Genomic DNA, 14,920 nt, shown 5'->3' on the forward strand with positions numbered 1-14,920 from the left:
CCATCAGGATTTATCCTGATCCCTGGGCCAACTCAAACTGAAACACGCGCCGCCCAAGTTATTGCTCTTGCTGATCAACGCCCGCCCACCGTGCCAATAGATAATTCGCCGCACAATCGACAACCCCAGGCCATGCCCGCCCGAGGCACGGGTGCGACTGTCGTCCAGGCGCAGAAAGGGCGTGAAGATGCGCTCCCAGGCGCTTTCCGGCACGCCGGGGCCGTCGTCTTCCACGTCGATGCGGCAGCGTACCTGGCCCACCTGATAACTGATCAACACCTGGCCCTGGGCGTGGCGCATGGCATTGCTCACCAGATTCTGCAACGCACGGTGCAGGTAGCGCGGCTCGGCATCGACCCAGGCGTCGTCCCAATGCGCCGAAGACAAGCAAATACCACGGGCTACATTTATTTGCGGACGCAGTGGCGATAATTCGCCGATCACCTGATCGAGCAACGCATCAAGGTCGACCCGTTGGAAATTCAGCTCTGGCGAGCCTTGTTCCAGGCGCGCATAAGTGAGCATTTCATCCACTAGGCCGTCGAGGTCCTGGATGTCACTGTCCATGCCCTCCAGGTATTTACGCCGCGCCTCGACGGTAGTCGCGTCGCCGACCATCTCCAGGCCAAAACGCAAGCGTGCCACCGGCGTGCGCAGCTCGTGGGACACCGCGCGCACCAGTTCGCGCTGGATCGCCAGCAGCTGTTGCAAATGCTCGGCCATGCCATTGAACGCCGCCGCCAGCCGCCCCACCGAATCGGCACCACGGGCCGGCACCCGGACTTCCAGGTTGCCCTTGGCGATCCGCGTGGCGGCGGCTTCCAGACCGCGCAGCCGACGTTCAAGCTGGCGCACCAATAGATAGACGATCAGCCCGATCAGGGTCAGGCCGATCAAGGCGATCAGGATCAGCCATTGCGCCGGGTAAGGGTTCATCTGATACAACGGGCCGATCTCCAGCACCCACGGCGTACCGACCATGCCGGCAAACACGCGGATCGAATCGCCGCCCTTGCCCAGGGCCATCACCGTATCGCCTTCCGATACACGACGGCGCTGGTCTTCATCCATATCAGCCTGGTCGAGGGGCATCAGGTGCATGTCAAAGCCAAAGCCCTTGGCTTCCTTTATCTGCGCCAGGCGTTGCGGCTGTTCGGCCACCGGGAAGCGCACCAGCTCATCGGCCAGCAGGTAGATGGTCGCGCGTGCCAGCTGTTCGCTGATCTGCTGCACTTCACCGGTTAGAACAAGCGGCTCCTGCTCGCTGACCAAACGCAGTACCCGCGCGGCATGTGGCCCGGTCTGTTGCACCAGCACCTGGCCGCGTTGCAGGCGATTGCGCTGGCTCAAGTCCAGTTGAGCATCGGCCAGCGGGCGCAACTCCAGCGGGATCCCCAGCAACCGCTCCCACACCGCCAGGGCGCGCTGGCGCTCGATGGCACTCATGGGTTGCAGGTTGTCGCCCATCAAGGCGAAGGTGCCATGGGCCAGGCGCTCGCGGTACTGACCGCTGCGCACCTCGTTGAGCAGGTGCAGGGCGAGTACGCCGAGCAGCGCCACCAGGATCAGCGCCGCGCACATGCCGCCGTAGATGCGCAGGAAGATCGAGTTCACAGCGGCATGTCGGCGGCGGCTTCGGGGACGAACAGGTAGCCTTTGCTGCGGATAGTCTTGATCAGGCGCGGGTGGATCGGGTCGTCACCTATCTTGGGGCGGATGCGAGAAATACGCACGTCGATGGAGCGATCCTGGCCGTCGTAGCCGATGCCGCGCAGGGCAATGAAGATTTCTTCGCGGGACAGAATGCGCCCGGCATTCGCCACCAATAGCCACAGCAGGTCGAACTCGGCGCTGGTCAGTTCGATTCCGTCATTATTCAGCCAGGCTTCGCGCAGGGCATTGTCCACCACCAGGGGGCCGAATTGCAGGCGGCGCAGGTTCTCCACGCTGGCGGTCTCGGCCGGCTCACTGCGCCGCAGCAAGGCCTGGATGCGTGCCAGCAGCAGGCGCGGACGCACGGGTTTGCACACGTAATCGTCGGCGCCCATGTCCAGGCCCAGCACCTGGTCCATGTCGTCGGTGCGCGCGGTGAGCATCAGGATCACGCCGTCATAGCGCTCGCGCACCTTGCGGCAGATGCTCAGGCCGTCTTCGCCGGGCAGCATCAGGTCGAGGATCACCAGGTCGGGCTGTTCGGCGATGATCCGCGCCGCCGCCAGGGCACCATCGCCCTCCACCGAGACCCGCAGGCCGTTGCTCTCCAGGTACTCACGGGTCAATTCGGCCAATCGCTGGTCGTCTTCGACTATCAATACCTGCCAGGCTTCTTGCTCCACGGGTGACCTCAATGTCTGTCATAAAAGGCGGGCATGATGTGGGTCACTTCTTAGCCCGATGTGGGCGATTGTAGCCATGGGCCAGCCCTCAAACACAAGCCGGGAAATCCATTCGGTGATCGCGTTTTTTTGTGATAGGGTTCGCGCCCTTCGAAAATGGGCCGCTTGTTTTGAGCCCGTAACATTTAATGACAAACGGTGTAATCCAGCAGCAATGCGGCCTACACGGCTGTTCTACCTTTCTTACACATTTTACCCACAGCGTTATCCACAGGTTACTGCGTTGCTAACCCCTCAAAAACGCATTATCTTGTACCTCGGCACTACAGAAGACCCTACATGTGGGGTTTTCACAGAAATCACCCAACCACACAAGTGGCTCGAAATTCAAGCGTTTTATTGCTAGCGCAGCATGGAACCAACCGATTTTCAGTAGACCAAACCGCTCACGCGGATGGCAGCTGTTTCCCATCCCCGATATGGAAAACGGTACGGGTGTTGCAGGAAGAGCCTGGCACTCGCAATCAAATATAGAACGTGGAGACAACCCCCCATGCAAACCGACACAACTCGCGAGAACCCGCAAGGCTCCGTGCCGCAGGCCGCCGATTCGAACCTGGATCTGTCCGCCACTGCACCCGGCCAATTGCGCGTGATCAAGCGTAACGGCACTGTCGTTCCTTACACCGATGACAAAATCACCGTCGCCATCACCAAAGCGTTTCTTGCAGTTGAAGGCGGCACCGCTGCTGCCTCGTCGCGCATCCACGACACCGTTGCCCGCCTGACCGAACAAGTCACCGCGACCTTCAAGCGTCGCATGCCATCGGGCGGCACCATCCACATCGAAGAAATCCAGGACCAGGTCGAACTGGCCCTGATGCGTGCCGGCGAGCAGAAAGTCGCCCGCGACTACGTGATCTACCGTGATTCGCGCGCCAAGGAACGTGCCGTACGCTCCCCGGCCGAAGAAGCCGCCGTGCAAGCGCATCCGTCGATTCGTATCACCCTGGCCGACGGCAGCTTTGCACCGCTGGACTTGGGCCGCCTGAACACCATCATCACCGAGGCCTGCGAAGGCCTGGAAGAAGTCGACGGTGACCTGATCCAGCGCGAAACCCTGAAGAACCTGTACGACGGCGTGGCCCTGACCGACGTCAACACCGCCCTGGTGATGACCGCCCGTACCCTGGTTGAACGCGAGCCGAACTACTCGTTCGTGACTGCGCGCCTGCTGATGGACACCCTGCGTGCCGAAGGCCTGGGCTTCCTGAAAGTCGCCGAGAGCGCCACTCATCATGAGATGGCCGACCTGTACGCCAAAGCCCTGCCGGCCTACATCGCCAAGGGTATCGAATTCGAATTGCTGAACCCGGTCCTGGCCACCTTCGACCTGGAAAAACTCGGCAAGGCGATCAACCACGAGCGTGACCAGCAGTTTACCTACCTGGGCCTGCAGACCCTGTACGACCGTTACTTCATCCACAAGGACGGCATCCGCTTCGAACTGCCGCAAGTGTTCTTCATGCGCGTGGCCATGGGCCTGGCGATCGAAGAGAAGCACAAAGAAGACCGTGCCATCGAGTTCTACAACCTGCTGTCGTCCTTCGACTACATGTCGTCGACCCCGACCCTGTTCAACGCCGGCACCCTGCGTCCACAGCTGTCCAGCTGCTACCTGACCACCGTGCCGGATGACCTGTCGGGCATCTACCACGCGATCCACGACAACGCCATGCTGTCCAAATTCGCCGGTGGCCTGGGCAACGACTGGACCCCGGTGCGTGCGCTGGGTTCGTACATCAAGGGCACCAATGGCAAGTCCCAGGGCGTCGTGCCGTTCCTGAAAGTGGTGAACGACACCGCTGTAGCCGTAAACCAGGGTGGCAAGCGCAAAGGCGCGGTGTGCGCCTACCTGGAAACCTGGCACATGGACATTGAAGAGTTCATCGAGCTGCGCAAGAACACCGGTGATGACCGTCGTCGTACCCACGACATGAACACCGCCAACTGGATCCCTGACCTGTTCATGAAGCGTGTCTTCGATGACGGCAAGTGGACCCTGTTCTCGCCATCCGAAGTGCCGGACCTGCACGACCTGACCGGTAAAGCCTTCGAAGAGCGCTACGAGTACTACGAAGCCCTCACCGAGTACCCAGGCAAGGTCAAGCTGTTCAAGACCATCCAGGCCAAAGACCTGTGGCGCAAAATGCTGTCCATGCTGTTTGAAACCGGCCACCCATGGCTGACCTTCAAAGACCCGTGCAACCTGCGCAGCCCGCAGCAGCACGTGGGCGTGGTCCACAGCTCGAACCTGTGCACCGAGATCACCTTGAACACCAACAAGGACGAGATCGCCGTTTGCAACCTGGGCTCGATCAACCTGCCGAACCACATCGTCAACGGCAAGCTGGACACCGCCAAGCTGGAACGCACCGTCAACACCGCTGTTCGCATGCTCGATAACGTCATCGACATCAACTACTACTCGGTGCCACAGGCGCAGAATTCCAACTTCAAGCACCGTCCGGTTGGCCTGGGCATCATGGGCTTCCAGGATGCGCTGTACCTGCAGCACATTCCTTACGGTTCGGATGCAGCGGTCGAGTTCGCCGACAAGTCCATGGAAGCGGTCAGCTACTACGCGATCCAGGCTTCCTGCGACCTGGCCGACGAGCGCGGCGCCTACGAGACGTTCCAGGGTTCGCTGTGGTCCAAGGGCATCCTGCCGCTGGACTCGCAACAGATCCTGATCGAAGCCCGTGGCCAGAAGTACATCGACGTCGACCTGAACGAATCCCTGGACTGGGCGCCGGTACGTGCCCGTGTGCAGAAAGGCATTCGTAACTCCAACATCATGGCCATCGCACCGACCGCCACCATCGCCAACATCACCGGCGTATCGCAGTCGATCGAACCGACCTACCAGAACCTGTATGTGAAATCGAACCTGTCGGGCGAGTTCACCGTGATCAACCCGTACCTGGTTCGCGACCTCAAGGCTCGCGGCCTGTGGGACTCGGTCATGATCAACGACCTGAAGTACTACGACGGTTCCGTGCAACAGATCGAGCGCATCCCGCAGGAACTCAAAGAGCTCTACGCGACTGCCTTCGAAGTGGACACCAAGTGGATCGTTGACGCCGCCAGCCGTCGTCAGAAGTGGATCGACCAGGCGCAGTCCCTGAACCTGTACATCGCCGGCGCTTCGGGCAAGAAGCTGGACGTGACCTACCGCATGGCGTGGTACCGTGGCCTGAAAACCACTTACTACCTCCGTGCCCTGGCCGCGACCAGCACCGAGAAGTCAACCATCAACACCGGTAAGCTGAACGCGGTTTCCAGCGGCAACCATGGTGATGACTCGGTGCTTGCAGCCCCAGCCGGCCCGGCGCCAGTGCCAAAGGCCTGCGCGATTGACGAGCCGGATTGCGAAGCTTGCCAGTAAGCTGAGGCACTTTCAGGTTTAACTACCTGAAACAGCGAGCCCCCTGTAAGCCCAGGATTTCAACCGGGCTTACAGGGGGCTTTTGATTACAGGAGATCCCTCTTTTTACTTAGGCATACCCCCGCTTGAAGCTCCAGGCAATCAAATTGGGATCAGTGCGTGCATTGCCGAACTTCGTACCCCATCGATCCTCATTACCGCCCATTACCGCCACCGAATGTGTCGAATTATCCAAGGTGCCGGGCCGGCCCCTGGCCAACTCAGAAGGACTGACTCTCTCTACGAGATTTTTATACCCCAACCGATCGAAAGTCTCCTTAGCCCACTCCCCATTATTGATGCTATCAATGGCTTCGCTGAAGCTTCTCCCGGAAATACCGTCGTTACGCTGGTTCATTGCCTGAACGTTATTCACGGCCAACATGAGATTCATAAACCCAAGCAACTTGGGATCCTGTCCCTGTAGTTGAGCCTTTGCTGCTGTCTCACGGTACTGCGACTGCGTAACCCGGACATGATTGCCGTCTTTGAGCGTTACATCGTAATTACCTGCTGAGTCCCGCTTGACGTCCTTAAACACACCCGCTGGCCCATACTGCGCAATCATGGCCTTACAAGCCGAAATAGCGCCGCAATTACCTGCTTGTCCCTGATAAGCACCGGAAAAGAGATTTTTCGGCATTTCACCAGGTTTGTAGCTACCCGGCTCGAAATTGGTTTGATGGGTTCCCGCCGTGACCGGCAAGTTACCCACCGCCTCTCCTAACCCTAACCCCCCACGGTCAACGCCACCGCCTTCGTAGCGACCGCGTCCACCACCGCCACCACCCGAACCACCAACACCACCTCCTATCCCGCGGCTTGACTGCGATTCAACATCAGTCGACACGTCATCTGGAAACAGCTCAGGAAACAGTGCCTTCATAAACTCAAGCCAACTGTTAGGCGCGTCCTTTTTTAACTGCTCGATAATCTCCTTGAACTTGTCCTCCCCCAACTTCTTGCGCAAATCATTCAGCTTGTCACGCAAGTCTTGAACAGTCTGGTTCTTGGAGGTTTTCTGAGCGTCTTCCAGTTCCTTGAGTAGTTTTAAGACGGCATCCTTATCAGCAGCTGTGCTGTCTTTGGTTTCCTCAGTGCGCGGTACACCCGTCCCTCCTTGCCAATACACCAAGCCCCTATCGCCCGACGTCAATAAGTCCCACATAACCTTCGCCTCTAACAAAACTATTGGCTCAATGGGTGGAGCAAGAGGTGTAGGTAGTTCCAGCAAATCGTGTGATCTCTTGAGCGGGTAGCCCTGCCAAAAAATCAATGCAAAAAAAACCCCTCAGTCGAGGGGCTTCTTTCTTCAAGGGATCAGGCCAACAGCGTCACGTCATCTGAATGATGGTCTGCATGATGGTGCTCTGGGTGGAGATGGTCTTGGCGTTCGCCTGGTAGTTGCTCTGGGCCTTGATCAGGTCCACCAGCTCGTTGGTCAGGTTGACGTTGGAGTTCTCCAGGGAGTTGGCCACGATCGACCCCAGGGTACCGGCTTGCGGGGTGTCGTAACCCGGCTGGCCCGACGCGAAGGTTTCTTTCCAGGTGGTGCCACCGGCTGGCTGCAGGCCCTGCTCGTTGTTGAAGCTGGCCAGGGAGATCTGGCCGATGGCCTTGCTCTGCTGGTTGCTGAACGTGGCGAACAGTACGCCGCTACCGTCGATTTTCAGCCCGGTGATCTGGCCGGTGGCGTAGCCATCGGTGACCGGTGGGTTGCGGTAGGTGGCCGAGTTGTACTGGGTGATGTTGGCCATGTTGACGGCGATACCTGTTGGGTTCGCATCCGCACCGTTGGCCTTCCACACACCATTGGTCACGGTGCCAGGAACCCAACCGGTAATGGTCAGGGTCTTGTCGGAGACACCACCGGTGACCACACTGGTCAGCTTGCCGGCGCCGTCAAAGGTCAAGGTCGATGGCACAGGTGGGGTCGATGGGGTGCCGGTTGGCGCCGAACCATTAGGGTTGCGACCATCGATCAGGGTATAGGCATTCCACTTATTGCCGTCGGTTTTCACCAGGTACTGCACCATCGGGTGCGCGTTGCCCTGGGAGTCGTACAAGGTGGTGCTGTACTGGGTGGTAAAGGTGCTGGTGTCGTTCGGGTTGAACGGCTTGGCCACCTGGTCGATCACCGGCTCCGAGGAGTTCAGGTTACTGGTGGAATCCACTTTGGTGGAGGCCTTGGGCGGCAGGTTCGACAGGTTCAGTTGCAGGTCGGTCAGGCCGCCCTTGATGATCTTGCCATCGGCATCTGCCGCGTAGCCTTGCAGGCGCGAAGTGCCGGTGTTGTTGGTGATGTAGCCGTCTTTGTCGGCACGGAAGGCACCGCTGCGGGTGTACTCCAGCGAACCGTCGCTGCCCTTCTGCACGAAGAAGCCGCCACCCTGGATCGCCATGTCCAGGATCCCGCCGCTGCCGTTGACGTCACCTTGGGTGAACTGCTGCGACACGGCCGCCAGGTTCACACCGTTGCCGATGCTGTTCTGGCCGGTGCCCAGCTTGGACGCGGCGTAGATGTCGGCGAATTCCGCACGGGACGACTTGAAGCCAGTGGTCGCGACGTTGGCGATGTTGTTGCCGGTCACGTCCAGTTGTTTGTTGGCCGCATAGAGGCCGCTAAGGCCGATGTTAAAAGACATGTTTCTCTCCCTCTGCCGTATTTAGCCGGCTCTATGTACCGATAGTCTGAATTTGCGACAGCTTGACGCTGCCCATGCCGCCAGCCAGGTTCAGCAGCATTTCGCCGCCGGTCTTGCTCAGGGTCACGCTCGTTACCGTCGCGGGCAGCGAAGTGGCCAGGGCAACGGAGTCGCCCTTGTCGTTCTTGGTGGTGGCGTTGAAGGTGTAGGTACCCGCCGGGGCAACCTCGCCCTTGTCGTTCTTGCCATCCCAGATGAAGTTCTGGGTGCCGGCGCTCTGGGCCCCCATGTCGATGGTGCGCACCACGTTGCCGTCTTTGTCGGTGATCTTGACGGAGACGTTGCCCACCGCCGAGGTCACCGCCACCGAACCGGTCATGCTCTTGCTCGTATCAACCATGGCCTTGTCGGTCTGGATGATGATCGAGCGCCCGACCAGCGACGAGGCCTGCAACGCCTGCGACGAACTGAAGTTGGTGGAGATCGCATTCACCGAGTCGTTCAGGGTGTTGATGCCTTCCAGGCTGCTGAACTGCGCCAGTTGCGCCACGAACGCGCCGTTGTCTTGCGGCGACAGCGGGTTCTGGTTTTTCAGCTGGGTCACCAGCAGTTGCAGGAACGCATCCTTGCCCAACGCCTGCTTGCCCGTCGCCTTATTGGCGGCGTCGCTGACGCTGCTGTTGTCCTGGGCGTTCTTGACCTTGGAGTTGAACAGGTCCTGGACCGGCGTGTTGTTTGACGTATCAACGATGGCCATTGTTTGGCGCCCCTTATCACTGACCCAGGGTCAGGACCTTCTGCATCATGGTTTTGGCGGTGTTCATCATTTCCGCGTTGGTCTGGAACGAGCGGCTGGCGGAAATCATGTCAGCCATTTCCTCGACCACATTGACGTTGGGGTAGTAGACATAACCCTTTTCGTTCGCAGCGGGATGGTTGGGTTCGTAGCGCGCTTCAAGGTTGCTCTGGTCTTCGACCACACCGAGTACCTGCACGCCGGAGCCGGCGGCCCCCTGGTCCTGGAACAGCGAATCGCTGCCGCCGTTCTGGCCTGCCTGGAACATGGTGGCGAACACCGGGTGACGGGCACGGTAGGTCTGGTCAATGCTCGAAGACACGGTCTCGGCGTTGGCGATGTTACTGGCGACGGTGTTCAAGCGCGTGGTCTGCGCGCTCATGCCACTGCCGGCAATATTGAAAACACTGGACAGGGACATGGCTTACTCTCCACGCAGGGCTGACATCAGCCCTTTGAATTTGCTGTTGAGCAGGGTAAAGCTGGCCTGGAAGTTCACCGAGTTCTCGGCGTAGGCCGATTGCTCCAGTTGGGCGTCGACGGTGTTCTGGTCGATCGACGGTTGCATCGGCGTGCGATACAGCAACGACTCGTCACCATTGCTCAGGCCTTGCGCTTCGATATGACGGCTGTTGGTCATGTTCAAGGCGAAGGTGCCGTTCTTGGTCTTGTCCTGCTGTGCGGCGAGCACGGCGGAGAAGTCCAGGTCCCGAGCCTTGTAGTTCGGGGTGTCGGCGTTGGCAATGTTGTTGGCCAGGACTTCGGCACGCTGGGCGCGGAAGCCCAGGGCTTGTTCGTGGATACCGAGCGCTTTATCGAAGCTGATGCTCATGGCGGAAACCTTCAAGGGCTGACCTGCTTTTCGTTAACAGGGTTATAGCAAGGTGCATGCCAATCTGGCGCAAGCCCGTATATCAAGGGTTTTGGTAAGGGGTTGCCGGCGGCAATGCCGGAAAAGCGGCAAGCGGTTTCCGCGTCGCGCCAGTAAAGCGGCAATGAGGGTTGCCGCTTTATTGCGGTTTGCCGCAAACCAAATGTGGGAGGGGGCTTGCTCCCGATGGCAGTGGTTCAGTTGATACATCGATCACTGACACACCGGTATCGGGGGCAAGCCCCCTCCCACATTTTTTTACCGCACAGCCTTATTTAGCCTGGTAGATGATCCCCGGGCTGCACTGCACCATCTGGAAATGGTCCGGCAGACCGTTCAGCGCCTCAGAAGCGCCAAGGAACAGATAACCACCGCGCTTGAGCGTGCCGTGGATGCGCAACAGGATGTCTTTCTTCACTTCGGCCGAGAAGTAGATCAGCACGTTGCGGCAGAACACCATGTCGAACTTGCCCAGGCTGGCGTAGCTGTCGAGCAGGTTGAAGGAGCGGAATTCCACGCGGCTCTTGATCGGCGCCTTGACCGCCCAGCGTCCTGCCCCTTTCGGGTCGAAGTAACGCTGCAGGCGCTCCTGGGACAGACCACGCCCCAGGGCCAGGCTGTCGTACTCACCGGTCTTGCAGTTGGTGAGCATGGTGCCGGACAGATCGGTGGCCACAATTTGCGCCCCCGCCTTCAACTGGCCCATGTTGGTCCGCTCGAACTCATCGATGGACATCGAAATCGAGTACGGTTCCTGCCCCGAGGAGCAGGCCGCCGACCAGATGCGCAGGCGCTGGCCCGGACTGGCCTTGATGGCCTCCGGCAGCACTTTGCTCTTGAGCACTTCAAACGGGTAGGTGTCGCGAAACCACAGGGTTTCGTTGGTGGTCATGGCATCGACCACCATTTCCTTGAGCCCGCTGCGCGGCTGGCCCTGGATGCGCTGCACCAACTCACCCAACGACTTGATGCCCTGCTGCTCCATCAGTTTGTTGAGACGGCTGGATACCAGGTACTGCTTGTTTTCACCGAGCAATATGCCACAGGCTTTTTCCAGGAAGACCCGGAACTGTTCAAAATCCAAATTACCTGTAGACACTGATACCGCCTCTAAAATCGTATGACCGCCAAGGGAAACACCTTAGCTGTGATCTGCTGCCTTGATCCGGTCGACAACCCGGGATGCCAGGTCATCAGGACGGAATTTGGCCAAAAAGTCATCGGCACCGACCTTCTTGACCATCGCCTGGTTGAATACACCCGACAACGAAGTATGCAGGATGATATGCAATTTTTGCATGCGTGGATCGTTGCGGATCTCGGCCGTGAGGGTATAGCCGTCCATTTCCGGCATCTCGATGTCGGAAATCATCATCAAGAATTCTTCTTCCGGCTTCTTGCCGTCATCCACCAGCTTGCGCAGGTAGTCCAGCGCCTGGCGCCCATCATTGAGGGCGACCACTTCAACGCCGACGGTTTGCAGGCAACGGGTCACCTGCTTGCGCGCCACGGACGAGTCGTCCACCGTGAGCACGCGCAGTGAGACTGCCTTGTGCGCGGTTTCGGCGTCCACCACACCCACCGAGATCGACTCGGAGGTAGGCGCCACTTCGGCGAGGATTTTCTCGACGTCGATGATTTCCACCAACTGGTTGTCGACCCGCGTCACCGCCGTGAGGTAATGATCGCGCCCCGTGCCCTTGGGCGGCGGATGGATCTCTTCCCAGTTCATGTTGACGATGCGCTCCACCGAACGCACCAGGAAACCCTGGGTCTTGGTGTTGTACTCGGTAATGATCACGAACGGGCTTTCGCGGTCCTGCAAACCGGCGGAACCGGTGGCCAGGGCCAGATCAAGAATCGGGATCGTCGCGCCACGGATGTTGGCAACGCCACACACTACCGGGCTGGACTTGGGCATGATCGTCAGCTTGGGGCATTGCAGCACTTCCCGCACCTTGAACACGTTGATGCCATACAGCTGCTTGCCATCCAGGCGAAAAAGCAACAACTCCAGGCGATTCTGCCCCACCAGCTGTGTGCGCTGGTTTACTGAATCCATTACTCCTGCCATGCCTTGACTCCCACGCTAAAACCTTCGGCCATACCTATAAGGGCAGTGACGCGCACCCAACACTAAACGGCACGAGCTTTGCTATTTATTGGTCATGGATATTAAAACGACAGTTTCCCGACGCCTCCACCTGACACGGTATTGCAGACTGCTCTGCGCACCGCTGGCACTGCTTGCCTTGGGCCTGGGCGCCACGGCCCGCGCAGATAACGTCACCTTGCCTGATCTACTTATCGGCGTCACCCAGGGCTTTCTTGAGTTCACTGTAGAAGATTATCTGGCGACCACCCAGACGCCGGGGCGTTATGAAATCCAGGTCAACCAGTTGGACCCGCGCCTGCGCATGCCCATGTGCGACAAGGAATTGACAGCCACCCTGGAAAGCCCCGCCCAACCCATCGGTCGCGTAACGGTGAAGGTGCGCTGCGACGGCGCCTCGCCCTGGACGGTGTTCGTGCCCGCCCAGGTCAAATTGTTCCGCGATGTAGTGGTGGTTGCCCGCCCACTTAAACGCACGGGCATTATCGGTTTTGAGGACGTGGTGCTGCGCGAACGCGACATCAGCATGATCAGCCAGGGCTACTTGACCTCCCTCGACCAGGCCGTCGGGCAGAAACTGACCCGACCAGTGGTCACCGATCAGGTCATCACCCTGGTGCACCTGGAGCAGGCCGAGGTGATTCGCAAAGGTGACCAGGTAGTGATTTCCGCCAGCAGTGGCGCGCTGCAGGTCAAAATGCCGGGGGAAGCCTTGTCCAACGGCGGCATGAGCGAACAGATCCGCGTGAAGAATCTCAACTCCAACCGTGTGATCAAGGCGCGAGTCACGGCCCCCGGCCAAGTGGAGGTGGCTTTATAGACCACTGGTATCAGACGCCAGCTTTTCCTACACTGTCGGTTGGATGCCGGCCGGTGCAGTTTATTGTCATTCGAGCCTAAAGTTTGTCCGGATATGGCCGAAAACATGGCAAGCGTCCAAATACCCAGAGGTTTTTTGATCATGGTCATCGATTTCAGCCGTTTAAATAGCACCCCGACAACGTCGGCTCCTACGCGCACTGTCGGCACCAAGGACAGCGTAGAAGCCAAGGCTCAGCCACTGCCCGCCAAGGCAGAACAGGCCAGCGCCAGCCAGAGCGGGGAATCCGTACACCTGAGCAATGAGGCTCAACAGTTGCAGAAGGTCACTGACTCGCTGCGCGATCAACCGGTGGTCAATAAAGCCCGTGTGGCCGAATTGAAACAGGCAATCGCCGATGGCAGCTATAAAGTCGACAGCAACCGTGTAGCCAGCAAGCTGCTTAATTTCGAAGCCGAGCGCTAGGCAAAGGCCTGCGCCGGGCTTTTGGACGCTTAAACCCCAAGGCCAGCCATGCATCACGACGAAACCCTGCTTCAACTGATCATTGATGATCTAGCACCGACGCAATTGCTGCTCGAGCTGCTCAGGGAAGAATCCCTGGCCCTTTACGGCCGGGACATGCCCCTGCTGGAAGAAATTCTGGCGCGCAAGCAATCGCTGATTGTCCTGCTGGAACAGCACGGCAAAAAACGCAGCGAGATCCTCGTCAGCCTGGGCCTGCCCGCCGACCATGATGGCCTCGCGCAGCTGGCCAGCCACTCCTCGGTCGGCGATCAACTACTGGCCCAGAGCAAAGAACTCAACCTATTGCTCACCCAGTGCCAGGAAGCCAACCAACTCAACGGTCAGTCGATCCAGCTTCAGCAAGCCACGACCGCCAACCAGTTGCGTATACTTCACGGCGGAGAGCCTCCAGCGCTTTACAACGCTCAGGGTTCCACCTCGCGCCTGGTCAAGCCAAGCACCCGCAGCCAAGCCTGACGCCGGTTTACAGCGCGGCCTATCCAAGGCGCGCCACATACTGGCAGAATGCCCGCTCTTGCGTGTAGTCGTATTTTGTCTGGAGATGGAAGAACCGTGTTCAACGCCCTTAATGCGGAAGATGCCCCGCAGCCACCCAAGGTCCTCACCACGCCTCTGGAAATCGCCAGTACCTTGCGCATGCTGCAAGATAGCCATGACCCGCTGATCATTACCTTCCACGAACGCAGCCAGCGCTTCCAGAGCTACCTGGTGGACGTCAGCCGGGACAACGGCACCCTGGCCCTGGATGAAATGATCCCCCGCGACGGTGAACGCTACCTCGAAAATGGCGAACCCTTCCGTATCGAAGGTTTCCACGACGGCGTACGCGTTGCCTGGGAAAGCAACGGCAACCTGAGCATCAGCGAGAAGGACGGCCACCGCATCTACACCGGCAGCCTGCCCGACGAAGTGGTCTACCACCAGCGTCGCAATGCCTTTCGCGCTGCCCTGAAGCTGGCGCAACTGGTGAACATCGAATTGGGTGGCGAGAAGCTCAAGGCCCCGATCAGCGGCAAGCTGCTGGATATTTCCGCCACAGGTTGCAAATTGCGCTTTGAGGGAGACATCTCCGAGCGTCTGCAGTTAGGCCAGGTCTACGACCGCTTTATCGCCGCCCTGCCCTTCGGTAGCATGACCACCTCGGTTGAACTGCGTTACCTGCACTTTGAAGAGAAGATCAACACCACGTTTGCCGGCGTGCGCTTCCACAACATGAGTGGTCTGGTGCAGCGTCAGGTCGAGCGCTTTGTCTACCAGTTACAACGCGAAGCACGACGTTTCGATAAAGACGACGATTTTTAAACTCAAAGATCGCGGCAAAAAA

General features: G+C 59.0%; 14 protein-coding genes. 5 read left to right on the forward strand and 9 right to left on the reverse strand.

All coding sequences use genetic code 11. The features are described 5' to 3' along the window. Positions 1-3: 3 nt before the first annotated feature. Entirely contained in the window at positions 4-1,614 is a 1,611-nt protein-coding gene (locus M2497_RS24440) for an ATP-binding protein (RefSeq protein WP_248483800.1), read from the reverse strand. After that, a complete protein-coding gene (locus tag M2497_RS24445; protein ID WP_248483802.1) occupies positions 1,611-2,336 on the reverse strand; it encodes a response regulator in 726 nt (241 codons plus the stop codon). Before M2497_RS24445 ends, M2497_RS24440 begins: the two co-directional genes overlap by 4 nt. Positions 2,337-2,889: 553 nt before the next feature. On the opposite strand from M2497_RS24445, the gene M2497_RS24450 reads away from it, so the two are divergent. Further along, positions 2,890-5,784 (forward strand): ribonucleoside-diphosphate reductase subunit alpha, encoded by a 2,895-nt coding sequence (locus M2497_RS24450; RefSeq protein ID WP_248483804.1) that lies wholly within the window; start codon positions 2,890-2,892, stop codon positions 5,782-5,784. Positions 5,785-5,893: 109 nt separating this feature from the next. Here M2497_RS24450 and M2497_RS24455 read toward each other — a convergent pair whose 3' ends face one another. From M2497_RS24455 to M2497_RS24485, 7 genes are all read right to left on the reverse strand, one after another. After that, on the reverse strand, positions 5,894-6,991 hold the full coding sequence (locus M2497_RS24455) for a hypothetical protein (protein ID WP_248483806.1): 1,098 nt from the start codon (positions 6,989-6,991) through the stop codon (positions 5,894-5,896). A 166-nt stretch (positions 6,992-7,157) separates the two neighbouring features. Further along, complete coding sequence (flgE, locus tag M2497_RS24460; protein WP_058427491.1) at positions 7,158-8,468, reverse strand: flagellar hook protein FlgE; 1,311 nt, start codon at positions 8,466-8,468, stop codon at positions 7,158-7,160. A gap of 31 nt (positions 8,469-8,499) precedes the next feature. Beyond that, on the reverse strand, positions 8,500-9,225 hold the full coding sequence (gene flgD, locus M2497_RS24465; RefSeq protein ID WP_058427492.1) for a flagellar hook assembly protein FlgD: 726 nt from the start codon (positions 9,223-9,225) through the stop codon (positions 8,500-8,502). 16 nt (positions 9,226-9,241) lie between these two features. Next, positions 9,242-9,685 (reverse strand): flagellar basal body rod protein FlgC, encoded by a 444-nt coding sequence (flgC, locus tag M2497_RS24470; RefSeq protein WP_058427493.1) that lies wholly within the window; start codon positions 9,683-9,685, stop codon positions 9,242-9,244. A gap of 3 nt (positions 9,686-9,688) precedes the next feature. Then, positions 9,689-10,096 (reverse strand): flagellar basal body rod protein FlgB, encoded by a 408-nt coding sequence (gene flgB, locus M2497_RS24475; protein WP_010208346.1) that lies wholly within the window; start codon positions 10,094-10,096, stop codon positions 9,689-9,691. A gap of 310 nt (positions 10,097-10,406) precedes the next feature. Further along, the gene (gene cheR, locus M2497_RS24480; protein WP_090400438.1) at positions 10,407-11,234 is read right to left on the reverse strand and encodes a protein-glutamate O-methyltransferase CheR; all 828 of its coding nucleotides are present in this window, start codon (positions 11,232-11,234) and stop codon (positions 10,407-10,409) included. A 42-nt stretch (positions 11,235-11,276) separates the two neighbouring features. Further along, a complete protein-coding gene (locus tag M2497_RS24485; RefSeq protein WP_071493972.1) occupies positions 11,277-12,209 on the reverse strand; it encodes a chemotaxis protein CheV in 933 nt (310 codons plus the stop codon). Between the two features lie 94 nt (positions 12,210-12,303). Between M2497_RS24485 and flgA the strand changes: the two genes are divergently transcribed. The 4 genes from flgA to M2497_RS24505 all read left to right on the forward strand — a co-directional run bounded on the left by flgA (position 12,304) and on the right by M2497_RS24505 (position 14,898). Continuing rightward, positions 12,304-13,068, forward strand: coding sequence for a flagellar basal body P-ring formation chaperone FlgA (flgA, locus tag M2497_RS24490; protein WP_058427495.1), 765 nt, complete (start codon positions 12,304-12,306; stop codon positions 13,066-13,068). 141 nt (positions 13,069-13,209) lie between these two features. Next, entirely contained in the window at positions 13,210-13,533 is a 324-nt protein-coding gene (gene flgM / locus M2497_RS24495) for a flagellar biosynthesis anti-sigma factor FlgM (protein ID WP_058427496.1), read from the forward strand. 48 nt (positions 13,534-13,581) lie between these two features. After that, positions 13,582-14,052, forward strand: coding sequence for a flagellar protein FlgN (locus tag M2497_RS24500; RefSeq protein ID WP_058427497.1), 471 nt, complete (start codon positions 13,582-13,584; stop codon positions 14,050-14,052). A gap of 96 nt (positions 14,053-14,148) precedes the next feature. Further along, positions 14,149-14,898 carry a flagellar brake protein gene (locus M2497_RS24505; protein WP_058427498.1) on the forward strand — a complete coding sequence of 250 codons (750 nt, stop codon included), beginning with the start codon at positions 14,149-14,151 and terminating at the stop codon, positions 14,896-14,898. The last annotated feature ends 22 nt before the right edge of the window (positions 14,899-14,920 follow it).

Origin of the sequence: Pseudomonas sp. CYM-20-01, from assembly GCF_023169845.1 — a bacterium.
GTDB classification, from domain to species: Bacteria; Pseudomonadota; Gammaproteobacteria; order Pseudomonadales; family Pseudomonadaceae; genus Aquipseudomonas; species Aquipseudomonas azotoformans.

Excerpts from the sequence above, each read along its gene's own strand:
- M2497_RS24485 (WP_071493972.1), bottom strand. The coding sequence starts at position 12,209 with ATGGCAGGAGTAATGGATTCAGTAAACCAGCGCACACAGCTGGTGGGG.
- flgD (WP_058427492.1), bottom strand. The coding sequence starts at position 9,225 with ATGGCCATCGTTGATACGTCAAACAACACGCCGGTCCAGGACCTGTTC.
- M2497_RS24500 (WP_058427497.1), top strand. The coding sequence starts at position 13,582 with ATGCATCACGACGAAACCCTGCTTCAACTGATCATTGATGATCTAGCA.
- flgA (WP_058427495.1), top strand. The coding sequence starts at position 12,304 with ATGGATATTAAAACGACAGTTTCCCGACGCCTCCACCTGACACGGTAT.
- flgE (WP_058427491.1), bottom strand. The coding sequence starts at position 8,468 with ATGTCTTTTAACATCGGCCTTAGCGGCCTCTATGCGGCCAACAAACAA.
- M2497_RS24450 (WP_248483804.1), top strand. The coding sequence starts at position 2,890 with ATGCAAACCGACACAACTCGCGAGAACCCGCAAGGCTCCGTGCCGCAG.
- flgC (WP_058427493.1), bottom strand. The coding sequence starts at position 9,685 with ATGTCCCTGTCCAGTGTTTTCAATATTGCCGGCAGTGGCATGAGCGCG.
- flgM (WP_058427496.1), top strand. The coding sequence starts at position 13,210 with ATGGTCATCGATTTCAGCCGTTTAAATAGCACCCCGACAACGTCGGCT.
- flgB (WP_010208346.1), bottom strand. The coding sequence starts at position 10,096 with ATGAGCATCAGCTTCGATAAAGCGCTCGGTATCCACGAACAAGCCCTG.
- M2497_RS24455 (WP_248483806.1), bottom strand. The coding sequence starts at position 6,991 with ATGTGGGACTTATTGACGTCGGGCGATAGGGGCTTGGTGTATTGGCAA.